This is a genomic window from Achromobacter sp. 01N37, assembly GCF_056399725.1.
Map to the genome: position 1 here is coordinate 154,393 of NZ_JBFTRX010000001.1, position 23,253 is coordinate 177,645.

Here is a 23,253-nt window from a genome sequence, read left to right on the forward strand (position 1 = left end):
GATGCAGCTCGTATCCGAACATATCGCGGAGCTGGTGCCGCCCTTGCTAGAGGGGCTGGTCGTCACGCTTGAAATCATGGCGGGAGCCGTTGTGCTGGCGGTGCCGCTGGCGCTGCTCTCGGGCATCGGGCGGCTGTCGCCGGTGCGGCCGGTGCGCTGGCTGGCATCGATTTACGTCGAGGTCTTTCGCGGCACGTCAGCGCTGGTGCAGCTGTTCTGGTTCTATTTCGTGCTGCCGCTGTTTGGCGTGCAACTGCCTGCCATGCTGGTGGGCATTGTGGTGCTGGCGCTGAACGCCGGCGCTTATGGCGCAGAGGTGGTGCGCGGCGCCATTCGCGCCGTGCCGCCCGGCCAGCGCGAAGCGGGTGTGGCGTTGAACCTGACCCGCGCGCAAATCATGCGCCGCATCGTGGTGCCGCAGGCCATACCCGCCATGCTGCCGCCTGCCGGCAACCTGCTGATTGAACTGATGAAGAACACCGCGCTGGTGTCGCTGATCACCATCACCGACCTGACGTTCCGCGGCCAGCTGCTGCGCAGCGAAACCCTGCGCACTACCGAGATCTTTACGCTGATGCTGCTGCTGTACTTCGCGGTGGCGCTGCTGATCACGGCGGGCGTGCGCATGCTTGAGCGGAGGGTTCGCGTCCGATGACACCGATATTCGATTGGTCTTTCGCACTGGAAATTCTGCCCACCCTGGGCTCGGCGCTGGTCATCACCATTGAAGCGACCGTGCTGGGCATGCTGGTCGCGGTGACCTTGGGCTTGGTCCTGGCGATGCTGCGCCGGTCGCGGCTGCGCATTGTCTCGTTGCCCACGGCGTTCGTGATCGAGTTCATCCGCAGCACGCCGCTGCTGGTGCAGATGTATTTCCTGTTTTATGTGCTGCCGCTGACTGGCGCGCAGATGTCGCCGCTGGTGACCGGGGTCATCGCGCTGGGCCTGCACTACGCCACGTATTGCGCCGAGGTCTATCGCGCGGGCATTGAAGCGGTGCCGCGCGGGCAATGGGAAGCAGCCACCGCATTGAACATGTCGCGCTGGCGCACCGCCGTCGGCGTGGTGCTGCCGCAGGCGATTCCGCCCGTTGTGCCGGCGCTGGGCAATTACCTGGTCGCCATGTTCAAGGACACGCCGCTGCTGTCGGCCATCACCGTGGTTGAACTGCTGCAGCAAAGCAAGATGATCGGGTCGGCAACGTTCCGGTACACCGAGCCCCTGACGCTCGTGGGCGTGCTGTTCCTGGCGCTGAGCCTGGTGGCGGCATGGGGTGTGCGCGGCCTGGAGGCCCGACTGCAACGATATGGAGGAAAGCGATGAGCGCCAGCTTGAACATCAAGAATCTGCACAAGCGTTACGGAGAGCTGGAGGTGCTGCGCGGCATCAATCTGGAGATTCCGGCGGGCCAGACGGTGGCCGTGATCGGGCCGTCGGGCTCCGGAAAATCCACCTTGCTGCGCGTGCTGATGACGCTGGACCAGCCCACCAGCGGCGATATCGAAATTGACGGGCAGTCGATGTGGACGGACGAGCAGGGCCGGCCGGTTGGCGTCAATTCCGAACACCTGCGCCGCGTGCGGGGCAAGATCGGCATGGTGTTTCAGCACTTCAATCTGTTCCCGCACATGACGGCGCTGGGCAACACCATGGAAGCGCCGGTGCATGTGCTGGGCATGACCAAAGACCAGGCGCGCGAGCGCGCCGTGGAGTACCTGGACATGGTGGGGCTGGGCGACAAGCTGGACGTCTTTCCGGCACAGCTGTCGGGCGGGCAGAAGCAGCGCGTGGGCATTGCGCGCGCGCTGGCGATGTGCCCGGAGATCATGCTGTTCGATGAAGTGACGTCGGCGCTGGACCCCGAGCTTGTCGGCGGCATTCTGCAAATTCTGCGCGACTTATCCTCCCGGCGCAGCATGACGATGATCATCGTGACGCACCAGATGAAGTTCGCCGAACGCAGCTCGGACCGCACGCTGTTCTTTGACCAGGGCAATATCGTTGAAGACGCAGAATCGTCCGTGCTGTTCAGCCAGCCCAAGGAGGCGCGCACGCGCCAGTTTCTGGATTCGGTGATCGAAGGGCAGTAGGCGGGCGATGCGTGGCGTGCCCGGCAGGCAAGGGCAGAAGGGCTGCGGTTTAACCCTGCCGGGGGCGTTGGGATTGGCTTTCCGGTCATGGGCGGTTGCTATGCTGTCGCGTTCAATCTGCTGGAGCCGCCCATGAGTCACCTGTTCAGTCCCACGTCAGTCGGTAACGTCCCACTGGCCAACCGCATCGTCATCGCGCCCATGTGCGAATACTCGGCGGAAGACGGCCGCGCTACCGATTGGCACATGATCCATCTGGGCCATCTTGCCCTGTCGGGCGCCGCGCTGCTGTTCACAGAAGCCACGGCGGTGGAAGCCGATGGCCGTATTTCTCCCGGGGATCTGGGCCTGTGGTCTGACGAAACCGAGGCTGCGCTGGGCCGCGTGGTGGCCGCCATACGCCGTTATTCGCCGATCAAGCTGGGCATCCAATTGGGCCACGCCGGCCGCAAAGCCTCAAGCGATGCGCCGTGGAATGGCGGCCAGCTGGTGCCCCCCAGCGCGGGCGGCTGGCAAGGCTGGGCGCCTTCGGCCATTGCGCACAATGCATCGGAACCGCCGCCCCATGCGTTGGACGACGCCGGCCTGGTGCGCGTGCGCGACGCCTTCGTCGATAGCGCCCGGCGTGCGATTCGTTTGGGCTTTGACGCGATTGAACTGCATGCGGCGCACGGCTATCTGCTGCATCAATTCCTGTCGCCCTTGTCGAACCAGCGTCAGGACGCCTATGGCGGCTCGCTTGAAAACCGTATGCGCTTTCCGCTGGAAGTGTTCCAGGCCGTGCGCGAGATCACGCCGGACCACGTGGCGCTGGGCGTGCGTGTGTCGGCCTCTGATTGGGTCGACGGCGGCTGGGACCTTGAACAGACCATCGCGTTTGCGCAGGAGCTGAAAGCGCGCGGCTGTGAGTTCATCGACGTATCCAGCGGCGGCGTGTCTTCGCAGCAGAAGATTCCGGTAGGGCCGAACTACCAGGTGCCGTTCGCCGACGAGATCAAGCGCCAAGTCGGCATGCCCACCATCACCGTGGGTCTGATCACCGAAGCGCAGCAGGCCGAAGACATCGTGGCGCAAGGCAAAGCGGACATGGTCGCGCTGGCGCGCGGCATGTTGTATGACCCGCGCTGGCCGTGGCATGCCGCGGCGCAGTTGGGCGGCCAGGTCACCGCGCCACACCAGTACTGGCGTTCACAACCGCGCGATCAAAAAGACCTGTTTGGCGAAACGCGCTTCGGGCAGCGCTGATCGCAGACGTTCACGTCAAACAAAAACGCCGCTTCGATAGCGGCGTTTTTGTCTTGCGGGAACGCGCAGCGATTACAGGCGCGAATACGCCAGTTCCAGCTCGCGTTGCATCGCGTCGGCAAAGTCGGCGCTGGCGGGGTCCAGCTGCGACAGCAGGCGGGCCAACACCACGTTGTCTTCTTCGCCGTTCCAGATCTTGATATACGTGCCTTCCTTGTAGCCATGCTGCTGGCGGAAGATGTTCAGCACGTTCTTCGACACGTACTGCGTGTAGGCGTCGTTCCAGGTCATCTCGCACGCCGTCATGGTCTGCTCCAGCACCTTGTAGCTGGCGCGGCCGCAAACGGCCAGGCCGCCAATCAGCTCCAGCAGTTCAGGCACGGTCAGGGCGCCAAGCGCATAGGCCTTGCCGTCCAGCGTGACCGTTGCTTCCGTGGCCAGATCGGCCATCAGCGCGTTCGCGGCGCCGTCTTGCTGGCCTTGGGCCTGGACAATCGTGTGCGACAGGTAGAAGTGCAGGATGTCGACCAGTTCCATCTGCACTTGGGGCAGGTCAATGGTCTGCTTCTTCCACCACTTCCAGCCGTAGTGCTCAAGCGCCTCGGCGGACTCGACGAAGGCGGCGCGCAGGAAACGGGAACCGCCATTGACCCAGTCAGGATTGATCATGCTGTTCAAGTGGTCCTGCAACTTCAGCATCGTGGCCGCCTGGGCCTGGTTCAATCCGACAACGTTATTCACTTTCACTCCGGGGGTCTTTAGGGGTCTGCTCAATTGCGGCGGAAATGTTAGCACCAATGGTCAGCACCAATGGTCAGCACCATTGGGTAGCCCACCATGGGTGAGCATGAATGTCCGCCTGCCTGGGCCGCTTACTTGCCGTCCTTGCGATACGACGAGGTCTTCAGCGGCGGCAGTTTGCCCATCCCATTGCGCGGTTTGCGCGCATTGCCCGCCGCCTTGAGCAGCATGAACGCGAAGAAGCCCAGGAACACGGCCGGCATCAGTTCGCCGAGCTCAAACTGGGGGCTGCGAAAGGCGCGAATCGCGATGTTCACCGCTGACCACCCAGCCAGAATGCCGCCCACCGTCAGCACAATGCCGATCTTGCGCAGGCGTGCGCGCTGCGCCATCGACGCCTCGCCGGTGTCGGACTGGGTGGTCGAACCGGGCCCCTGGGCGTGGGGCGGGGGGGACGGCGTGCGCGACGCCGTATTGCCCCAGGGCGCGGTGGACAGGGAATCAGACGTGACGGGGGGCGGGACGGGTACGGCCACCTTGGACGAAGCCTGCCGCGACGCCTCGCGCTTGTCGGGAACCCGGCCGGGCGTGACGCCGCCCGCGCGCGTCAGGTTCTCGATGTAGCGTGCGAAATCGCCGTTCTTCGGCTCCAAATCAATCGCCATGACTCTCTCTCTGGTTCAATTGCCGCGCCGGACGCGCGCCGGCTGACGGCGCTTGCGCATCATGGCGAGCAGAAGTCCGCATCCTAGCAGCACTGAGAGGCCTGCGCCGATCATCATGGCGATCTGCTGCGCGTTTTCGGCGGTGCCCAGACTGCGCGCGGTGATATAGCCCGGGGCCAGCATCAGCGGCATCCACAGCAAGGCCGACAGCACGTTGGCCAGCTGGAAGCGGCTTTGCGCCATGCCCATGACGCCCGCAACCGTGGGAATGGTGGACCGGATCGGCCCCAGAAAGCGGCCGATCAGTACCGAGGCGAACCCATAGCGGTAGAAGAACAGCCGGGCGCGCGCCACGCCGGTGCGCTGTTGCTTGAGCGGCCAGCGGCGCAAGACGCCGGGGCCGGCCCAACGGCCCAGCCAGTAAGACAGCGCGTCGCCGACGATGGCGCCTGCTATGCCCCATATGATGACGCCCCAGGGGTCGAGCGTACCGGCGCCAATCAGGCCGCCCGTTAGCAGCATCAAGGCGGTGGCGGGAATGAACAGGCCCAGCAGCACCATGGATTCGCCCAGGGTCAGCAGGAAGGTGATCGGGCCGGCCCAGATCTGGTTGGCCTCGATGAAGAGGCCGATCTTGTCGATATATTGGTCCATGAAGGCGGAGTCTGAAAATTAGCTGAATGCAATCGGGTATCTTAACGCCTGCTTTAATGGCCAAGTGTTATCTAGGCTTTCTGATTGATGCGTACGACTGGGGAACTATGGATTCGGTAACACAAGCGGTGCTGGGTGCGGGGATACAAGGGGCAATGCTGGGGCGCTTTCAGGGGCGCCGGGCGCTGATCTACGGGGCGGCCCTGGCGACGGTGCCCGACCTGGACGTGCTGATGCGCTATCCCGACCCCGTGTCGCTGATGACCTATCACCGGGGCTTTTCGCATTCCATCTTCGTGCTGACCGGGCTGGCCTTGCTGCTGACCTGGCTGATACGCAAATATTGGCCGCAAGCGCCCTACGGCGGGCGAAGGTTGTTCTTGACCTTATGGCTGGTGCTGGTGACCCACCCGGTGCTGGACGCGTTCACCGTCTATGGCACGCAGCTGTTCTGGCCGCTGGCGGCCATTCCCGAAAGCTGGTCGGCCATCTTCATCATCGATCCAATCTATACCGTGCCCTTATTGCTGGGCGTGGTCTATGCCATAGCCGTGGGCATGACGAGCCGCGCGCGCCGGTTCCTGGCGGGGGCGTTGATCTTCAGCACGGCCTATCTGGGCTTCGGGCTGGCCAGCCGTATCGTCACCGAAGACCGCGTGCGCGACGCCATGCAGCAGCAGGGCATCGCCGTGACCGAGCTGCGCGCGGTGTCGATGCCGTTCAACACGCTGGTGTGGCGCGTCATCGCCAAGACCGCGGATGGCAATTACTACGAATCCGTCAGCAGCCTGTTCGACCGCGGGCAGCCGGAATGGCTGCGCCAGCCGCTGAATCTGGATCTGGGCCAGGCACTGGAGAACGTGCCGCTGCACGCGCGCCTGCGCTGGTTCACGGACAACTGGCTGCGGTATGACGCCATCGGCGATGCGCTCGTTGTGACGGATCTGCGCATGGGCATGGCGGGGCATTACTCGTTCCGCTTCAAGATGGCCGAGCGCGCGCCGGATGGCAGCTGGACGCCCGTTACGCCATCGAGCTGGCCTAGCGAACGCGGCGGCTGGAACGAACTGAAGCTGGTGCTGGCGCGCATTCTGCACGCGCAGCCGCCGCTGCCGCTGGCGGAGTGGTCGGAATTGTCGACGAAGTAGGGGCGGTCAGGAACAGGCGCTAATCGCCATGTTCCCGACCATCTGCACGATGTTCTGGATGTCCTTGGGTGACAAGCTTTGGACACCCAGCCGGCGCAGCAGCGCCTCGCGCGCTACCGCGAAGGCAAGCGCCTGGCCCAGGATGGCGTGGGCGCGCAGAATGGCGTCGCGATCCCCATGCGTTTGCCCACGGATGTCCGCTACCAGGTTTGCAATGGTCTCGTGCAGCGGCTGGAACAGCTGCCCATACAACGCGTCGAATTGCTCAGTGGGTTGCAGCTGTTCGCGCGCCAGCAGCAGACTGCTGGCGGCCGACGCTTCTGAATCCAACAGTGCCGATACAAAATCCTGCATCAGCAACTGAAGCGCCGCACGGGCGGAATCAGGCGACGTCGCTGCCGGGCGCGGCAGGCCCAGGCGCTCGGCGATGTGGGCGGCCACCTGCTCAAGCACTGCCGCATACACCCCGTCCTTGCCCCCGAAATGATAGGGAATCGCGGACTGGTTCACGCCTGCCTCGTCGACCAGTTGCCGGGTCCGCACGCCGTCCAGCCCATGGCGGCTGAACAGCGCCAGGCCCGCCCGGATCAGCCGGTCGCGCGTTTCGCGGGAGCGTGCGTTGAGAGTGTCTTGATCGTGCATCGATGTCTTGGATTTGGCTGCCCGCGTGGGACTAGTCGTCTGCGTGCATCAGCCACGTTGAGTTCTGGTTCAGTTCCACCCCGGCCGTGCGGCCGACGAGAACGGTGCCGCCGATATTAGCCAGGTGGCGACCAAAGGCGCAATTCGGTTCGAAGGCAAAGCACATGCCTTCTTGCAGCGGCACGTCGCGCCCCACGGTGGGCAGGCGCCGCAGGTCTGCATAGCGAGCGGCTTCGGGCAGCGATTCTATGCCAGGGGCGGTGCCAAAGCCTACCGGACCATAGGGATTGATGCTGTGAATCAACGGATGCACATGCCAGCCGCCGGCCTCAAGCAGCGGCGCTTCCATGGCGTCGACCACATCGCCAAATGTATTGCCCGCCTTTAACGCCGTGACCCCGGCCTCGTAGCTGGCGCGGGCAACAAAGGCCGCGCGCAGGATGTCGGGATGCATCGTGCCGATCGCCACCGCCGCCTGATGCTGAGTTTCCATCATGCCGTACAGCGCAAAGATCTCTGACAACACCACGTCTCCCTGTTGCAAGATCCGGGGAGCTTGCGCGCGGTACTGCCAGGCGGCCGGCCCCCATCCCACGTATTCCGGCCCGGAACCCAGCAGGATCTCAGCGGTATAGCCGCCCATGGAAAAGCACGTGGCGGTAACGGCCGCGACCAGGTCCGCCTCGGATACGCCCGGCTTGGCCGTAGCGCGCAGGGTTTCGCTCATGGCTTCGCCAATGCTGGCGGCGTGCCGGATCAGGGCCTGTTCTTCTTGGCTCTTCACCGCTGCGCGCTGAAAGAACGGGCGGAACACGGGCACGAATACCGCATCCGGCAACGCCGCTTCCAGCCCTTGCAGCGTGCGCGCGGGCATGGCGCCGTCGAAATAGAAGGGAGGGTAAGGCTCCAGGCCGATCACGCCGATGCGGGCGCCGTTCAATTGCCGGCTGGCGAGCCAGGCGCCGACGTCGCGGCCCGTCTTGCCGACAAACAGCTGTTCCGGAGCGATCCATTGCAGGTCTCCTCGCAGTGCAGCTTGCAGGTGGTCGGCCACCATCAGCGAGGCAAAGGTATAGACACGCGGCGCGTCGTTGCCGATGAACACCACGATCGATCCCGGGCGGTCGTTGGTGAAGTAACAGTCATGGGCAAAACCTGCCGGCGCGGCGGCTTCGCGATCGCCGTACACGATCAGGGCGTCCAGGTGTTCGGCCGCCATCAGGTCGCGGGCCAGTTGCCAGCGCCTGTCGCGCTCGGTCAGGGAAAGGGGGGCGGGGGACATGGGTATGTTGCTCCATAGGGGGTGTCAGTGAGCGGCGACTATAAATCATTCATATGAATGAATCAATCAAATGAATTAATTAATGAATAAATAAAGGGGATGAGAGCGACACAGCCCTTGGGCACACATCCATTTCCATGTCCCAACAGTCCTCATATTGACCACTTCCTGCCGCATGTTTTATTCTTGTTCGATATTAAGGAACTTAAGTTCCGTTTTATGGAACATTCATGAGCATTCTAGATGGAGTCCAACGCGTGCTGTCGCTGTACGCGGAAGGCGCGACGGAGCTGAGCTTTACCGACGTCGCCGCGCGGCTGGCCATGCCCAAGAGCACGGCCTCTCGCTTGCTGAACCAGATGCAGCATTACGGCATGCTGGACCAGGACGCCGCCACGCGCCGCTACCGCGCAGGGGCCTTGCTGGCGCAGGCCGTGCGTGCCGGCATGGCCGCAACGCCGCTGGACGAAGCCTGCCGCGCGGTGTTGACTCGCCTATCCGACGACAGCGGCCTGACCGCGTATTTGTCCACCTTGAACCAACGTGAAACCGTGGTGCTGCAACGCCTGAATGGCTCGCATCCGGTGCAGGTGTTGTCACCGCCTGGCTCGCGCCGCAATGCGTCCGGCACGGCGATGGGCCGGGCGCTGTTGTCGCGCCTGAGCGATGCTGAATTTCAAGCGCTGTACGGTGCCGACCCGGCCCAGCCCCTGCCGATGGAAGGCCGTGATTGCCCGGCCACCGTCGGCGACCTGGCCCGCCTGGTCGAGCAGACGCGCGCAGACCATTGCGGCGTGGCGATTGACCAGGCCATGCCCGGCATTGGCGCCGTGGCGGCCGCGGTGCGTGACCCGGCGACCGGCGAATTGCGCGGCCTGTGTCTGTCGTTTGTGTCGTTCCAGGCCGATGCGGCGCGCGTGGCGCGCTTGCGCGATTCGGTGCTGCAACAGGTGGCGGCGTTGGGCCGCGAACTGCACGACCCTTATTGGCTGGCGTGAACCCTTTGGCTTGAACCCATTGGCCTAAACCCTCTGGGTGGCTTGAATCCTTTCTCTTGTTGACGCGCCCACGCGGGCGCTCCCCCGAACATCCCCTGACGGAACCTCTCCCATGAACCTCTTGCTACTTAGCAATTCCAGCAGCGACGCCGGTTATCTGGTCCACGCCATGCCGGACATCCGCGAACTGATCGAATCCTTGCCGCAAGGCGCGCCGGCCGTGTTCGTGCCGTTCGCCGGCGTCACGCGGGATTGGGACGACTACACCGCGCTGGTGGTATCGGCCTTGGCGGACACAGGGCTTGCCATTCAGGGCCTGCACCGTGCCGAAGACCCGGTGGCCGCGCTGGAAAACGCCGCTGTCATCATCGTGGGCGGCGGCAACACGTTCAATCTGTTGGGCCAGTTGCGCCGTCAAGGCTTGCTGGACGTGGTGACGCGCCGCGTGCGCGCGGGCGCCGCTTATCTGGGCTGGAGCGCTGGCTCCAACCTGACGTGCCCCACCATCTGCACCACCAACGACATGCCCATTACCGACCCGGGCGGCTTCGACGGTCTGGGCCTGATCCCGTTCCAGATCAACCCGCACTACACCAACGCGCACCCGCCCGGCCATCGCGGCGAAACGCGCGCCCAGCGTCTGGCTGAGTTCTGCACGCTGAATCCCGCGATGCCGGTTCTGGGCCTGCCGGAAGGCTCGGCGCTGCGCGTGCGCGGCGGCAAGGTTGCGCTGGTCGGCCCGCATGATGCGCCGCTGTTCCTGGGCCACACCGAACCGCGCGTGTTCCGACCCGGCCCGCTGGAGATCCCGGCATGAAGCATGTGATCGACACCATCGAGCTCTTGTCGTCCGCCCACATCACGGGTGACGCGGTTGCGCAGGTGCTGCGCGAGGCCGGCGAGTGCGAGGTGGAAGTGACCCGCCTGGAACGCGATGGCGCAGCCACGGATTTTCTATCCATCGTCATTCCCGGCCTGGACGCATCGGCGCCGCAGCTGGGCATTGTTGGCCGCCTGGGCGGCATCGGCGCGCGTCCCGCCGTGACGGGCCTGGTGTCCGATAGCGACGGGGCGGTGGTGGCGATTGCCGCGGCGCTCAAGCTGATGGCCATGGCGCGTCAGGGCGACGTGTTGCCTGGCACCGTGCGTATCCGCACGCACATCTGCCCGCGCGCCGGCACGCGTCCGCACCACCCCGTGCCGATGATGCGTTCGCCGTTTCCCATGCGCGAAATGATGTCGCACGAAGTCGACCCGCGCATGGACGCGATTCTGTCGGTGGACACCACGCGCGGCAACCGTCTGGTGAACAAGCGCGGCGTGGCGCTGACGCCGGTGGCCAAGCAGGGCTATCTGCTGCGCATTCCCGAAACGATGCTGGATGTGATGGGCTGGGTCAGCGGCGAACTGCCGGTGACCTTGCCGCTGACGACGCAAGACATCACGCCATATGAAAACGGGCTGTGGCACGTGAACTCGCTGATGCAGCCGGCCATCGTGACCGATGCGCCCGTGGTGGGCGTGGCGCTGACCGCGCAGACCGCCGTGCCGGGTTGCGCCACGGGTGTGACCAACGCCGTGGATGCGGACGTCGCCATGCGCTTCTGCATCGAGATCGCCAAGATGTTTGGCCAGCGCACGATGGCGTTTTTCGATGACGCGGAATGGCGTGCGCTGCAAGGCCGTTATGGCTCGATGGCGCATCTGCAAACCGTGGGCCGCGAAGATGGCGGTGCGGCATGAACGCGCTGCAATCGCGCCGCGTGGCCTTCTTCACCATTGGCCAATCTCCGCGCAGTGATGTCGTGCCGGAAATGGCGCGGCTGTTGGGCGACTCGGTGCGCATTGATGAGTTCGGCGCGCTGGACGGCCTGGACGCCGCGGCACTTGCCGCAATGGCGCCGCGCGATGGCGAGTACCGCTTCGCCACCCGCATGCGTGACGGCGCGCAGATCGAACTGGACGCCGCCCGCGCGGAAGCGCGGCTGGCCGACGTGATGCGCCAAGCGGATGACGCGGGCTACGACGTGCTGGTGCCGCTGTGCACCGGTACGGCCATCGCGCCGATGCGCACGCTGGTTATCGAGCCGCAGCAGGTGGTTGACCATCTGGTGGCCGGGTTGTCCGCGCACTGCCGCAAGGTGGGGCTGGTGGTGCCGCTGGCCGAACAGGTCGATTTCTTTCACATGGCCGTGCCGCTGGCTTGCGCGACCGAAGTTGTGCACGCATCGCCCTACGAGGCCGACGCCGACCAAGCGGCGCGCAACTTCGCGCAAGCGGGGCAGGCGCTGGCGTCCTGCGATGTGATCGTCATGCATTGCATGGGTTACGCCGAGCGCATGCGCGACGCCGTTGCCCAGGCCTCGGGCCGCCCGGTGCTGCTGTCCAACCGCCTGGTGGCGCAGGCGTTATCGCAAATTCTGGAATAAAGCCGCCTAGGCAAACCGATGCGTCGTTGCAGCGGTGACATGCCGCGACGACGCCGGTAGAGCGGCAAGGGGAGACGAAGCCGTCTTCGTCAATTTATTGTTTGGAGTGTTCTTCATGTTCAGCCTTACCCTGCATCGCGCCGTGGGCGCTCTGTTTGCCGTCACGGCCCTGACGGCCGCCTCTTCGGCGCTCGCTGCCGACGCGTGGAAACCCACCAAGCCGGTTCGTCTGCTGGTCGGCTTCGCGCCGGGCGGTTCGGCCGATACGCTGGCGCGCCTGTTGGCCGAGCCGCTGTCCAAGCGTCTGGGCCAATCGGTCGTCGTTGAAAACCTGGCGGGCGCGGGGGGCAACATCATGGCCTTCCGCCTGTCGCAGTCGCCCGCTGACGGCTACACCATCGGCATCGCCGCCGCCGGTTCCATGGCCATTACGCATGTCCTGAACCCGAAGGGCACGAACTACAAGCCCGCGGACTTCACGCCGATCACGCTGGCGGCCGTGCAGCCCAATGTGGTCATCGTGAACAAGGACGTGCCGGCCAATAACTTGGCCGAACTCAAAACGTATTTCCAGAACACGCCAACCGCCACGTATGGCACCGCAGGCGTGGGCATTTCCAATCACCTGATCGCCGAGACCATGCTGTACAAGATGGGCGTGAAGGTGCCGCACGCGGCCTACCGTGGCGCGGCCCCGGTCATCACCGACCTGTTGGGCGGCCATATTGCGATGACGATGGACAACATCTCTACCGCCGCGCCGCTGGCCTCGCAAGGCAAGGTCAAGGCCATCGCCGTGGCGTCGATCAAGCGCGCGCCTCAATTGCCCAACGTGCCGACGCTGGATGAGCAGGGCCTGAAGGGTTTTGACATGCCGACGTGGCAGGGCGTGTTCGCGCCCGCGGGCTTGCCGGCGGATGTGCAGGCGGCTTACTACGCGGCGCTGCAAGACGTGCTGAAGGAGCCGTCAGTCATTGAGAAAATGGCAGGACTGGGCTCGGAACCGGTCACGGACATGACGCCGGAGAAGACCGCCGCGTTCCTGGAAAATGACCGCAAGCAATGGGCGGACATCGTGAAGGCTGCGAACATCAGCCTGGAGCAGTAAAAGCAAAAGGGCCCCGACAAGGGGCCCTTTTTTTGCCAGTGGTAATCGGCTGGCGGTATCGGCCTGGATGCTGCGTCAGGCGGGAAGTGGCATCAGTCGGGAAGTGCTATCGGGCTGGAAGTGCTATCAGGCTGGAAGTGCTATCAAGCGGGAAATGCTATCAAGCGGGAAATGCTATCAAGCGGGATACCGCGCTGCGATTTCCGCGATCAGACGGCGTGCGGCATCGAGCTTGTCGCCCGCCGGCAGCGGGTGCGCGCCTTGCTCGTCGAACAGCACCAGTTCGGTGGTGTCGGCATCCATGACCTTGTGCGCCAAATTGCCCACCAGCAGCGGAATGCCCTTGCGCTGGCGCTTGGCTTCGGCGTGTTCGGCCAGCTTCTCGGTTTCCGCAGCAAAGCCCACGCACCACGGGCCGTTTTCCAACTTGGCCACTTCGGCCAGGATGTCCGGATTCGGTTCGAATTCCATCAGCGGCGCGCCGCCGCCTTCGCTGGTTTTCTTCAGCTTTTGCGTGCTGACGTTCTTCACGCGCCAATCCGCCACGGCGGCTACGGCGATGAAGATGTCGGCGTCGGTGGCGCTGGCCATCACGGCGTCATGCATCTGGCGCGCTGTGGTGACGGATAGGGAGGTCACGCCGCGCGGCACGGGCAGGAACGTGGCGCCGGTAATCAAGGTGACGCGGGCGCCGGCTTCGCGCGCGGCGCGGGCCAGGGCATAGCCCGTCTTGCCCGACGAGCGGTTGCTGAGCACGCGCACCGGGTCCACGGGTTCGGACGTGGGGCCGGCGGTCAGCAGCACATGGCGGCCGGCCAGCAGCTTGGGCTGGAAGAAGGCGATCAGGTCGGTCAGCAGTTCATGCGCTTCCAGCATGCGGCCGTCGCCCGTTTCGCCGCAAGCCTGTTCGCCAGCCGAAGGGCCCAACACGCTGATGCCGTCCGCGCGCAGTTGTTCAACATTGCGCTGCGTGGCCGGGTTGGCCCACATTTCGCGGTTCATGGCAGGCGCCACCAGAAGCGGACAGGCGCGCGCCAGGCACAGCGTGGACAGCAAGTCGTCGGCCATGCCATGCGCCAGCTTGGCCATGAAGTCGGCGCTGGCGGGTGCGATCAGCACGGCGTCCGCGCCACGCGTCAGGTCGATGTGCGCCATATTGTTGGGCACGCGTGCGTCCCAGGCATCCACGAACACGGGCCGGCCGGACAGCGCCTGCATGGTCACCGGCGTAATGAAGTGCGTGGCCGCCTCGGTCATCACCACGTCGACGGTGGCGCCTTGTTCGGTCATGCGCCGCACCAGCTCGGCGATTTTGTAGCAGGCGATGCCCCCGGTCAGACCGAGGACGATGCGTTTGCGGGCGAGATCGAGCATGAGGGCGTGGCGGCGGGTTCAGCGCCGTGAAAACGAGGAATGGAGGGTGATTTTATTCTGCATTGCGGCATTGCGCCGTTCGCCATGCATTCAGGGGGTATCAAATAGGACAAAACCCTGTGTGAAGCAGGGCGGCCGGGGCATTGCGCCCCGGTTCGCCGTCCGGCTCGCCGTTGGACTCGATCCAGGTTTTGAATCCTGGCTGGCGTCGGTCAGGCCTGCGGCTTCTTGCGAGCGCGCAGCAGTTCGTCCAGCACCAACAGCACGGCGCCGCAGCTGATGCCCACGTCCGCCAGGTTGAAGGCGGGGAAGTAGGAGTCGTGCCAGTAGAACAGCAGAAAGTCCACCACGTGGCCATACACCACACGGTCGATGACGTTGCCGATGGCGCCGCCCAGGATCAGCGTCAGCGCCAGGCTGAAGCGCGGCTGGCCGTGCGTGCGGCGCAAGATGATCGTGATGACGATGGCGGCCGCGATGCCCAGCCCGGTGAAGAGCCAGCGCTGCCAGCCTTCTTCGGACGCCAGGAAGCTGAACGCAGCCCCCCGGTTGTACATCAGCGTGAAGTCAAACACCGGCAGCACGTTGACCCGTTCGCCGTACTGGAACGAGGTGTTGAAATACACCTTTGTCACCTGGTCCAGCACGATGATCAGCAAGGCCAGCGCCAGCCAGCCGCCCACGCGCGCAGGGGTTGCGCGGGCGGGCGCCGTGCCCGTCACTCCCGAATCGGAGGGGCGGGCCATGTTCAAGCCTTGTCGCGGGCTTCGCCCGTGCCGAACAGGTTGGACACGCAACGGCCGCAGATCTCGGGGTGATCCGCGTCTTGGCCAACGTCCAGGCGCCAGTGCCAGCAGCGTTCGCACTTCTTGTGCGCCGACGGCGTGACCTCAATGCGGGTCTCGCCTTCGCCGGCATGCACGGTGGCGCGCGACACGATCAGCACGAAGCGCAGGTCGTCGCCCAGGCTGGCCAGCAGTTGCTGGTCGTCACCATTGGCGTAGAGATCAACCTCGGCTTGCAGCGACGAACCGATGTCGCCTGCCGTGCGCACTTCTTCCAGCTTGCGCTGGACGTCGGCGCGAATGGCGCGCAGGCGCGTCCACTTGGCCGACAGCGCATCGGCGTCGGCAAACGGCGGCAGCGTGTGATAGACCTCGGTGAAGATCGTCGTGCGGGCGGCGTCGGCCTGAGCTTTAAGCGCGGAGCCGACCAGTTCCTTCCAGGCTTCTTCGGCCGTGAAGGACAGGATCGGGGCCATCAGCTTAAGCAGCGTCTGCGTGATGTCCAGCAGCGCCGTCTGCGCCGAACGGCGCGCCACGCTGCCGGGGGCCGACGTGTACAGGCGGTCTTTCAGGATGTCCAGGTAGAACGCGCCCAGGTCTTCCGAGCAGAACGTCTGCAAACGCGAGACGGCCGGGTGGAAGTCATAGCGTTCGTAGTTGGCCTGCACTTCGGACTGCATCTGCGCCGTCATGGCGAGCGCGTAGCGGTCGATTTCGAAGAGCTCGCCGTACGGCACGGCTTGCGACACGGCGTCGAAGTCAGCCACGTTGGCCAGCAGGAAGCGCAGCGTGTTGCGGATGCGGCGGTAGCCTTCGACCACGCGCTTCAAGATTTCGTCCGAAATCGACAGCTCGCCCGAGTAATCGGTGGAGGCGACCCACAGGCGCAGGATTTCCGCGCCCAGCGAGTCCGACACCTTTTGCGGGGCGATCACGTTGCCCACCGACTTGCTCATCTTGCGGCCTTGGCCGTCAACGACGAAGCCGTGCGTCAGCAGCGCCTTGTAGGGCGGCTGGCCGTACAGCATGCAGCCGGTCAGCAACGACGAATGGAACCAGCCGCGATGCTGGTCCGACCCTTCCAGGTACAGATCGGCAGGCCAGCCGAGTTCAGCGCCGTGGGAACCGGCGAACTCGCCGTCCTTGCCGCCCAACACCGTGGCGTGCGTGCTGCCGGAATCGAACCACACGTCGAGCGTGTCGCGGTTCTTTTCGTACTGGTCGGCCTCATCGCCAAGCAGGTCGCGCGGTTCAATGGCTTGCCAGGCTTCGATGCCGTCTTTCTCCACGCGCTGCGCCACTTGTTCCAGCAGTTCAGCCGTACGCGGATGCAGCTCGCCGGTTTCCTTGTGCACGAAGAACGCCATCGGCACGCCCCACTGACGCTGGCGCGACAGGGTCCAGTCCGGACGGTTGGCGATCATGGCGTGCAGGCGGGCGCGGCCCCAGGCCGGGTAGAAGGCCGTGGCGTCGATGCCGGCCAGTGCCGATTCGCGCAGGGTCGGGCCGCCATCCTTGGGGGCTACGTCCATGCCGGCGAACCATTGGCTGGTGGCGCGGTAGATGATCGGCGTCTTGTGGCGCCAGCAGTGCATGTAGCTGTGCTTGTGCTTTTCAACGTGCATCAGGGCGCCGGCTTCGGTCAGCGCTTCGACGATCTTGGGGTTGGCGTCCCAGATGGACAGGCCGCCAAACAGCGCCAGGCTGTCCACGTACTTGCCATCGCCCATGACGGGGCTGATGAAGTCGGTGTCTTTCATGCCGTGCGCCTTGCACGACACAAAGTCTTCAATACCGTAGGCCGGAGCCGAATGCACAACGCCCGTGCCCGAGTCGGCCGTGACGTAGTCGCCCAGGTAGATGGGCGCGCGGCGGTCATAGGCGGGGTTGAACTGCGCCAGCGGGTGGCGGAATTCAATTTCCGACAGGGCGGCGCCAGGCGCCGTGGCGATGACTTCGCCTTCCAGGTTCCACGACTTCAGGCACGCTTCGACGCGGTCTTTCGCAACCAGCAGCAAGGGGCCGAACTTGGGCGCCGGCGACACACGCACCAGCGCGTATTCGATTTCCGGATGCACGTTCAGCGCCTGGTTGGACGGGATGGTCCAGGGCGTGGTCGTCCAGATGACGATGGCGCCATCGTCTACCGAATCCAGCCCGAAGGCGGCCGCCAGCTTGGCGGGTTCGGCAAACGGGAAGGCGACGTCAACGGCCGGGTCAACGCGGTCGGCGTATTCGACTTCGGCTTCGGCCAACGCCGAACCGCAGTCAAAACACCAGTTCACGGGCTTCAAGCCGCGGAACACATAGCCCTTGTCCAGGATGCGGCCCAGCGCGCGGATCTCGTCGGCTTCATTGCTGAAGTTCATGGTCATGTACGGGCGATCCCACTCGCCCAGCACGCCCAGACGCTTGAAATCCTTGCGCTGGCGGTCGATCTGCTCAAGCGCGTAGGCGCGAGCCTTCGACTGCACTTCCGCCACGGGCAGGTGCTTGCCGTATTTCTTTTCGATCTGGATTTCGATCGGCATGCCGTGACAGTCCCAGCCCGGCACGTAATGCGCGTCATAGCCGGCCATGTTGCGGCTCTTGACGATGATGTCCTTCAGGATCTTGTTGACCGCGTGGCCGATGTGAATGTCGCCGTTCGCATAGGGCGGGCCGTCGTGCAAGACGAAACGCGGCCGGCCGCGGCTGGCCGCACGGATCGCTTGGTAGACGTGGTTTTCCTCCCACTGCGAAATCCAGGCGGGCTCGCGCTTGGCAAGGTCGCCCCGCATGGGGAAGGGGGTATCGGGCAGGTTGAGGGTCTTTTTATAGTCCATGAACGGCAAAATAGGCGCGCGCGTTTCGCGCGTCTTCGGCGATGGCGGCAGTCAGGGAAGGGAGGTCAGGAAATTTTTCTTCGTCCCGCAGCTTGTGCAGGAATTCGACGCGTACGAGTTTACCGTAAGCGTTGAGGGTGTCGTTGAGCAGGTGTGACTCTAACAGCACGCGGCCACGGTCTTCGACCGTCGGGCGCACGCCCAGGCTGGCCACGGCGGGCAGGGGCTGGTCAGCCAGCCCATACACCTGCACCACGTAAATGCCCGAGCGCGCGGCGCAGCGTTCGGCCACGCGCAGGTTCATGGTGGGATATCCCAGCGTGCGGCCCAGCTTCTGGCCATGGATCACATGGCCGCTGATATGAAAGGGGTGGCCCAGCAGATGGCGGGCGCGGTCCAGGTCGCCAACCGCAAGGGCCGTGCGCACTTCAGAACTGGAAATGCGGTGGCCTTGCTGGTCGGTGACGTCGGCAAGCGTTTGCACTTCGAACCCATGCCGCATGCCGGCTTCGCGCAGCAGATCAATGTCGCCGCTGCGTTTGTGGCCAAAACGGAAGTCTTCGCCCACCAGCAGCCATTTGGTCTGCAAGCCTTGCACCAGCAGGTTTTCGATGAAGGCGTTGGCCGACATTTCCGCTAGCCGGGCGTTAAAGCGTTCGACGACGACTTGGGATACGCCATAACGCGCCAGCGCCGCGAGCTTGTCGCGCAGCCCGGAAACCCGGGTGGGCGCCAGCTCAGGGCGCTGGTTCAGCGTGGCGAAATACTCACGCGGATGGGGTTCGAACGTCATGACGGACGGCACCAGGCCACGTTCGCGGGCGACTTGGCAGACGCGCGCCAGCATGGCCTGATGTCCGCGATGGACGCCGTCGAAATTGCCGATCGTCAGCGCGCAAGGAGCGCGCCGGTCGGGCGGGGGCAGGGATCGGTAGATACGCAGCGATGGTTTCACGAGCGAGAGTTTACAATTTTGGATTCCGGGTTTGTTCTAATCCCCCCAACCATTTGTGCGCCGACGGGTTTTCCGGGGTGCGCAATGGTGGCGGACAAGCCCTTTGCGCCAAGCAAAGCGCGTCCCTGGCGGGGCGCCTCGGGGGCTAAATATTTGGATTCTTCTATCTTGCCGGAAACACAACTTTCTAAGCGCCGACTCGTCATCCTGATTTCGGGGCGGGGCAGCAACATGCAGGCGTTGGTCGAGGCCTGCCGCGATGAGGGCTGGCCCGCCGACGTGGCCGCCGTCATCGCAAGCCGCCCGGATGCGGGCGGCCTGGAATGGGCCGCCGCCCAGGGCATTCCCACGGCCGCCCTGTATCACAAGGACTACGCCAGCCGCGAAGCCTTTGACGCCGCGCTGGCTGCCGAAATTGACCGCTACGCGCCGGATTACGTCATCCTGGCGGGCTTCATGCGCGTGCTGACACCGGGCTTCGTCAACCACTACGCGGGCCGGCTGGTCAATATCCATCCGTCGCTGCTGCCGGCATTTCCGGGGCTGCATACGCATGCCCAGGCGCTGGCGACTGGCGTGCGCGTGCATGGCTGTACCGTGCATTTCGTGACGCCGGTGTTGGACCACGGCCCCATCATTGCGCAGGGCTGCGTGCCGGTTCTGGCGGGCGACACGCCGGAACTGCTGGCCAATCGCGTCCTGGCAGTGGAACATCAGGCTTTTCCGGCCGCAGTGCGCTGGCTGGCCGAAGGCCGGGTTACCCTCACAAACGACCACCGGGTGGACGTGCAGGGTGACCCCGCACGCCTGTTCACCTGGTCGCCGGCCGCTTGAGCGGCCCTGAATCGCTTTTACCGGGCGGAACCCTTCCGCCCCACTGGAACACACCATGAATAAACCCCAATCTCCGCGTTCTCGTCCGGCAGGCTCCCCGAGGGCAGCCTCCGAAGGGCGCGACGGTCGGTCCTTTTTCTCGCGTCCCAAGGGCGAGGCCCGCGAAGCCCCGCCGCGCGAGCGCAACGAGCGTGTGCGCGAAGAGCGCCCCAGCCGCGACAGCGGCCGTCCGGCCCCGCGTCCCTCGTTTGACGCCCCGCGTGGTGAAGGCCGCAGCGAACGCGGCTCCTTCGGCGGCGACCGCCGTGAAGGCCAGGGCCGTCCGGCTCCCCGCCCGTCCTACGATGCGCCGCGAGGCGATAACCGCGGCGGCCCGCGTGGCGACAGCCGTGGCGGTGAACGCGGTTCTTATGGTTCGGAACGCGGTTCCGAGCGCCGTGAAGGCCAAGGCGGCCGTCCGGATTCACGTCCGTCGTATGGCAATGGCCCGCGCGGTGACAGCCGTGGCGGTGAGCGTGGTTCCTATGGCTCCGAGCGCCGCGAAGGCCAAGGCCGTCCGGATTCGCGTCCGTCGTATGGCAATGGCCCGCGCGGCGACAGCCGTGGCGGTGAACGTGCTTCTTACGGTTCCGAGCGCCGTGAAGGCCAAGGCGGCCGTCCGGATTCGCGTCCGTCGTACGGCAACGGCCCGCGCGGCGACAGCCGTGGTGGTGAACGTGCTTCCTACGGTTCCGAGCGCCGCGAAGGCCAAGGCGGCCGTCCGGATTCGCGTCCGTCGTATGGCAATGGCCCGCGTGGTGACAGCCGTGGCGGTGAGCGTGGTTCGTACGGTTCCGAGCGCCGCGAAGGCCAAGGCGGCCGTCCGGATTCGCGTCCGTCGTACGGCACCGGCCCGCGCGGCGACAGCCGTGGCGGTGAACGGGCTTCCTACGGTTCCGAGCGCCGCGAAGGCCAGGGCGGCCGTCCGGATTCGCGTCCGTCGTATGGCAATGGCCCGCGCGGTGACAGCCGTGGCGGTGAGCGTGGTTCGTACGGTTCCGAGCGCCGCGAAGGCCAAGGCCGTCCGTCCTTTGACGGCCCCCGCGGTGAAGAACGTGGTGAACGCGGCCAATACGCCGGCCCGCGTGGTGACGATCGTGGCGAACGCGGCCAGTACGCCGGCCCGCGCGGTGAAGATCGTGGTGAGCGCGGCCAGTACGCCGGCTCGCGTGGCGGCGATTCGTCGCACGGCCATCGCGATCAGGCGCCGCAAAAACCCCAGTTCAATCGTCCGCGCCAGTCTTACGCCGCTATCCGCATCGATCAGGTGCAGCGCGTGCTGGGCGAAATCCTTCAATGGACGTACCCGGCTGACTCCGCGTTGTCGCATTGGCTGCGCCACCATCCGAACCTGGGCGCGCGTGATCGCTCCGAAGTCGCCGAAGCCGTTTACGACGTATTGCGCCATCTTCGCCGTTACCGCCAATTCGGCGAAAGCGGCGTGGGTCCCGCATCCCGCCGCCTGGCCATCCTGGGCCTGAACGCGACGCTGGGCGCCGAGGCGCTGGAAGAGGGCATGGATGCCGCGGAAGCCGAATGGCTCAAGCGCGTGTCGCAGATCGATCTGGCCACCTTGCCCCGCGCCGTGCGCGGCAGCATCCCGGATTGGCTGGACGAGCGCCTGGCGCTGATGGACAGCCCGGAAACCCTGGTCGAAGCCTTGAACCGCCAGGCCAGCCTGGACTTGCGCGTCAACCCGCTGAAGGCCGAGCGCGATGCCATGTTGACCGAATTGCAGCAAAGCGCGGGCCGTTATGAACCCGTCGCCATGCCGTTTTCGCCCTGGGGCATCCGCATGGAAGGCCGTCCGGCGATCAACCGCTGGCCGCAATTCGAAAACGGCAGCATCGAAGTGCAGGACGAAGGCAGCCAATTGCTGGCCCTGCTGGTCGCCCCGCGCCGTGGCGAAATGATCATTGATTTCTGCGCTGGCGCGGGCGGCAAGACGCTGCTGTTGGGCGCGCTGATGCGCTCAACCGGCCGCCTGTACGCGTTTGACGTGTCGGCCGCCCGCCTGGCGCGCGCCAAGCCGCGCTTTGCCCGCAGCGGCTTGTCGAACGTCGTGCCGGTGGTGATCGATAGCGAAAACGATGCCCGCGTGAAGCGCCTGGCCGGCAAGGCCCAGCGCGTGCTGGTCGACGCGCCGTGCAGCGGTATCGGTACCCTGCGTCGCAACCCCGACCTGAAGTGGCGTCAGCACCCCGAGGCGCTGGCCGAATTGGGCCAGCTGCAGGAGCGCATCCTGAACAGCGCCGCGCGTTGCGTAGCCCCGGGCGGCCGCCTGGTGTATGCCACGTGCAGCCTGCTGGCCGAAGAAAACGAAGTGCAAGCAGAGCGTTTCCTGGCCAGTCATCCGGATTTTGAACGCGTCGACGCGGCTGAAATCCTGGCTGCGCGTTGCGAAACACTGAAGCTGGAAGGCCCTTACGTCCAACTGCGTCCCGACGTGCATGGCACCGACGGCTTCTTTGCCGCCGTGTTCGAGCGCAAAAAGAAGGGCGCTGCGGCCGAGACGGCTGAAGCGGCAGTGGCGGCTGATGCCGATGCGGGTGTCGATGCTGATGTTGACGTTGACGTCAAAGCGGATGCCGAGGCAGAAATGCCGGCAGAAGTCATCGCTGACGAGGCAGAAGCCAAACCCGTGGCAGAGCCGGTGGCTCAAGCCGAAGCTGAGGCCGCTTCGGTGGGCGAATCGGCCGAGGAATCGAAGCCGGCCGAGGAAGTGAAGCCAGCCTAAGTGCCCGTGCGGCGCCGCGCTGGCTCAGGGAGCCGGCTTGACGCCGACCGTGGTGCTGTAGCGGCGGGTGCCCAACGCCTTGGTCTGGTATTTCACTTCCCAGCCCAAGGTGTCGGTGCCCGGCTGATCCGCCTGGTACACCACTTGCGACACCGCCACTGCCTTATAGGCGCAGCGTCCAGACGCGGCGGATTGACCGCGCGTTTGCACGATGCTGGCCTTGCCAAGCTGGGGTTGCTGAGTGATCAGCACCCGCGGCGCTCGCAGCGCCAGGCAATCCGACCCCCGGATCTCGTAGTAAGAGGCCAGCACGACCACATCGCCCGACTTCATCGTCTGGGCCACAGTGGGCGCGGATAGCCCTATTCCAAGCAAGGCTATGGCGGAAAACAAACGGGGTCGGAACATTTTGGGTGACATCAGTGGGACAAAAGAGACAGTTTGGTCTGCGGTAAGGGCGGAAAGTGTGCGCCACGCGTGTGGCGTTCTCAAGACGAAATCCCTTTGCTGACAGGAACTTTAGTAGCGAAATGTAGCCAAAACCTGGTGCCATTGCGAATACCCCCCACTTTCATGGGGTAGCCGGCCCAAGTGCCGGATGTCCGCAAGGCCCGGCCTCGCGATTTGCCTGAACGGATCGCGAGAGTGGCTTTTTGTGCGCTCAAACTGGGGCTTAGTCCTTGATTTCGCTCAAAAACTATT

Annotated in this window: 22 protein-coding genes; 12 read left to right on the forward strand and 10 right to left on the reverse strand. The window is 65.0% G+C overall.

Annotated features, from left to right (window positions below; translation table 11 throughout):
• Position 1: 1 nt before the first annotated feature.
• The 4 genes from ehuC (at position 2) to AC1DSJ_RS00690 (ending at position 3,335) form a co-directional block, all read left to right on the forward strand.
• Positions 2–655 carry an ectoine/hydroxyectoine ABC transporter permease subunit EhuC gene (gene ehuC, locus AC1DSJ_RS00675; RefSeq protein ID WP_054425014.1) on the forward strand — a complete coding sequence of 218 codons (654 nt, stop codon included), beginning with the start codon at positions 2–4 and terminating at the stop codon, positions 653–655.
• On the forward strand, positions 652–1,323 hold the full coding sequence (gene ehuD, locus AC1DSJ_RS00680) for an ectoine/hydroxyectoine ABC transporter permease subunit EhuD (RefSeq protein ID WP_342065913.1): 672 nt from the start codon (positions 652–654) through the stop codon (positions 1,321–1,323). The genes ehuC and ehuD overlap by 4 nt, the downstream gene beginning before the upstream one ends.
• Positions 1,320–2,090, forward strand: a complete 771-nt coding sequence (gene ehuA, locus AC1DSJ_RS00685; protein ID WP_441370777.1) for an ectoine/hydroxyectoine ABC transporter ATP-binding protein EhuA — start codon at positions 1,320–1,322, stop codon at positions 2,088–2,090. The genes ehuD and ehuA overlap by 4 nt, the downstream gene beginning before the upstream one ends.
• A 132-nt stretch (positions 2,091–2,222) precedes the next feature.
• Positions 2,223–3,335 (forward strand): NADH:flavin oxidoreductase/NADH oxidase, encoded by a 1,113-nt coding sequence (locus AC1DSJ_RS00690; protein WP_342065912.1) that lies wholly within the window; start codon positions 2,223–2,225, stop codon positions 3,333–3,335.
• A gap of 72 nt (positions 3,336–3,407) precedes the next feature.
• Here the strand turns inward: AC1DSJ_RS00690 and AC1DSJ_RS00695 are convergent, their stop codons facing one another.
• The 3 genes from AC1DSJ_RS00695 to AC1DSJ_RS00705 all read right to left on the reverse strand — a co-directional run bounded on the left by AC1DSJ_RS00695 (position 3,408) and on the right by AC1DSJ_RS00705 (position 5,395).
• Positions 3,408–4,058 (reverse strand): dUTPase, encoded by a 651-nt coding sequence (locus AC1DSJ_RS00695; RefSeq protein ID WP_175169561.1) that lies wholly within the window; start codon positions 4,056–4,058, stop codon positions 3,408–3,410.
• A 149-nt stretch (positions 4,059–4,207) separates the two neighbouring features.
• The gene (locus AC1DSJ_RS00700) at positions 4,208–4,741 is read right to left on the reverse strand and encodes a hypothetical protein (RefSeq protein ID WP_054425022.1); all 534 of its coding nucleotides are present in this window, start codon (positions 4,739–4,741) and stop codon (positions 4,208–4,210) included.
• A gap of 15 nt (positions 4,742–4,756) precedes the next feature.
• Positions 4,757–5,395, reverse strand: a complete 639-nt coding sequence (locus tag AC1DSJ_RS00705; protein ID WP_054425024.1) for a DedA family protein — start codon at positions 5,393–5,395, stop codon at positions 4,757–4,759.
• Positions 5,396–5,502: 107 nt separating this feature from the next.
• Between AC1DSJ_RS00705 and AC1DSJ_RS00710 the strand changes: the two genes are divergently transcribed.
• Entirely contained in the window at positions 5,503–6,543 is a 1,041-nt protein-coding gene (locus AC1DSJ_RS00710) for a metal-dependent hydrolase (protein WP_441370778.1), read from the forward strand.
• Positions 6,544–6,549: 6 nt separating this feature from the next.
• Here the strand turns inward: AC1DSJ_RS00710 and AC1DSJ_RS00715 are convergent, their stop codons facing one another.
• Both AC1DSJ_RS00715 and AC1DSJ_RS00720 read right to left on the reverse strand, forming a co-directional pair.
• Positions 6,550–7,185, reverse strand: a complete 636-nt coding sequence (locus tag AC1DSJ_RS00715) for a CerR family C-terminal domain-containing protein (RefSeq protein ID WP_441370779.1) — start codon at positions 7,183–7,185, stop codon at positions 6,550–6,552.
• A gap of 31 nt (positions 7,186–7,216) precedes the next feature.
• A complete protein-coding gene (locus AC1DSJ_RS00720) occupies positions 7,217–8,467 on the reverse strand; it encodes a M24 family metallopeptidase (protein WP_441370780.1) in 1,251 nt (416 codons plus the stop codon).
• 230 nt (positions 8,468–8,697) lie between these two features.
• Here AC1DSJ_RS00720 and AC1DSJ_RS00725 point away from each other — a divergent pair, with 230 nt between their 5' ends.
• From AC1DSJ_RS00725 to AC1DSJ_RS00745, 5 genes are all read left to right on the forward strand, one after another.
• The gene (locus AC1DSJ_RS00725) at positions 8,698–9,465 is read left to right on the forward strand and encodes an IclR family transcriptional regulator (RefSeq protein ID WP_054425030.1); all 768 of its coding nucleotides are present in this window, start codon (positions 8,698–8,700) and stop codon (positions 9,463–9,465) included.
• Between the two features lie 112 nt (positions 9,466–9,577).
• Positions 9,578–10,282, forward strand: coding sequence for a dipeptidase PepE (gene pepE, locus AC1DSJ_RS00730; protein ID WP_346550455.1), 705 nt, complete (start codon positions 9,578–9,580; stop codon positions 10,280–10,282).
• Entirely contained in the window at positions 10,279–11,208 is a 930-nt protein-coding gene (locus AC1DSJ_RS00735) for a DUF1177 domain-containing protein (protein WP_054425034.1), read from the forward strand. Before pepE ends, AC1DSJ_RS00735 begins: the two co-directional genes overlap by 4 nt.
• Positions 11,205–11,894, forward strand: a complete 690-nt coding sequence (locus AC1DSJ_RS00740) for an AroM family protein (RefSeq protein WP_054425036.1) — start codon at positions 11,205–11,207, stop codon at positions 11,892–11,894. The genes AC1DSJ_RS00735 and AC1DSJ_RS00740 overlap by 4 nt, the downstream gene beginning before the upstream one ends.
• A 115-nt stretch (positions 11,895–12,009) precedes the next feature.
• Positions 12,010–13,002: a Bug family tripartite tricarboxylate transporter substrate binding protein gene (locus tag AC1DSJ_RS00745; protein ID WP_441370781.1), complete on the forward strand. Its 993-nt coding sequence runs from the start codon at positions 12,010–12,012 to the stop codon at positions 13,000–13,002.
• Positions 13,003–13,179: 177 nt separating this feature from the next.
• On the opposite strand, the gene coaBC is transcribed toward AC1DSJ_RS00745, so the two are convergent.
• The 4 genes from coaBC to AC1DSJ_RS00765 all read right to left on the reverse strand — a co-directional run bounded on the left by coaBC (position 13,180) and on the right by AC1DSJ_RS00765 (position 18,941).
• Entirely contained in the window at positions 13,180–14,376 is a 1,197-nt protein-coding gene (gene coaBC, locus AC1DSJ_RS00750; RefSeq protein ID WP_054425040.1) for a bifunctional phosphopantothenoylcysteine decarboxylase/phosphopantothenate--cysteine ligase CoaBC, read from the reverse strand.
• Positions 14,377–14,588: 212 nt separating this feature from the next.
• Entirely contained in the window at positions 14,589–15,122 is a 534-nt protein-coding gene (lspA, locus tag AC1DSJ_RS00755) for a signal peptidase II (protein ID WP_441370782.1), read from the reverse strand.
• A 2-nt stretch (positions 15,123–15,124) separates the two neighbouring features.
• A complete protein-coding gene (gene ileS / locus AC1DSJ_RS00760) occupies positions 15,125–17,986 on the reverse strand; it encodes an isoleucine--tRNA ligase (protein ID WP_175169352.1) in 2,862 nt (953 codons plus the stop codon).
• On the reverse strand, positions 17,976–18,941 hold the full coding sequence (locus AC1DSJ_RS00765; RefSeq protein ID WP_054425045.1) for a bifunctional riboflavin kinase/FAD synthetase: 966 nt from the start codon (positions 18,939–18,941) through the stop codon (positions 17,976–17,978). The genes ileS and AC1DSJ_RS00765 overlap by 11 nt, the downstream gene beginning before the upstream one ends.
• A 168-nt stretch (positions 18,942–19,109) precedes the next feature.
• Between AC1DSJ_RS00765 and purN the strand changes: the two genes are divergently transcribed.
• The gene (gene purN / locus AC1DSJ_RS00770) at positions 19,110–19,775 is read left to right on the forward strand and encodes a phosphoribosylglycinamide formyltransferase (RefSeq protein ID WP_054425047.1); all 666 of its coding nucleotides are present in this window, start codon (positions 19,110–19,112) and stop codon (positions 19,773–19,775) included.
• A 1,315-nt stretch (positions 19,776–21,090) separates the two neighbouring features.
• Entirely contained in the window at positions 21,091–22,551 is a 1,461-nt protein-coding gene (locus AC1DSJ_RS00775; protein ID WP_441371067.1) for an RsmB/NOP family class I SAM-dependent RNA methyltransferase, read from the forward strand.
• A gap of 24 nt (positions 22,552–22,575) precedes the next feature.
• Here AC1DSJ_RS00775 and AC1DSJ_RS00780 read toward each other — a convergent pair whose 3' ends face one another.
• Entirely contained in the window at positions 22,576–22,884 is a 309-nt protein-coding gene (locus tag AC1DSJ_RS00780; protein WP_245636376.1) for a hypothetical protein, read from the reverse strand.
• Positions 22,885–23,253 lie beyond the last annotated feature (369 nt).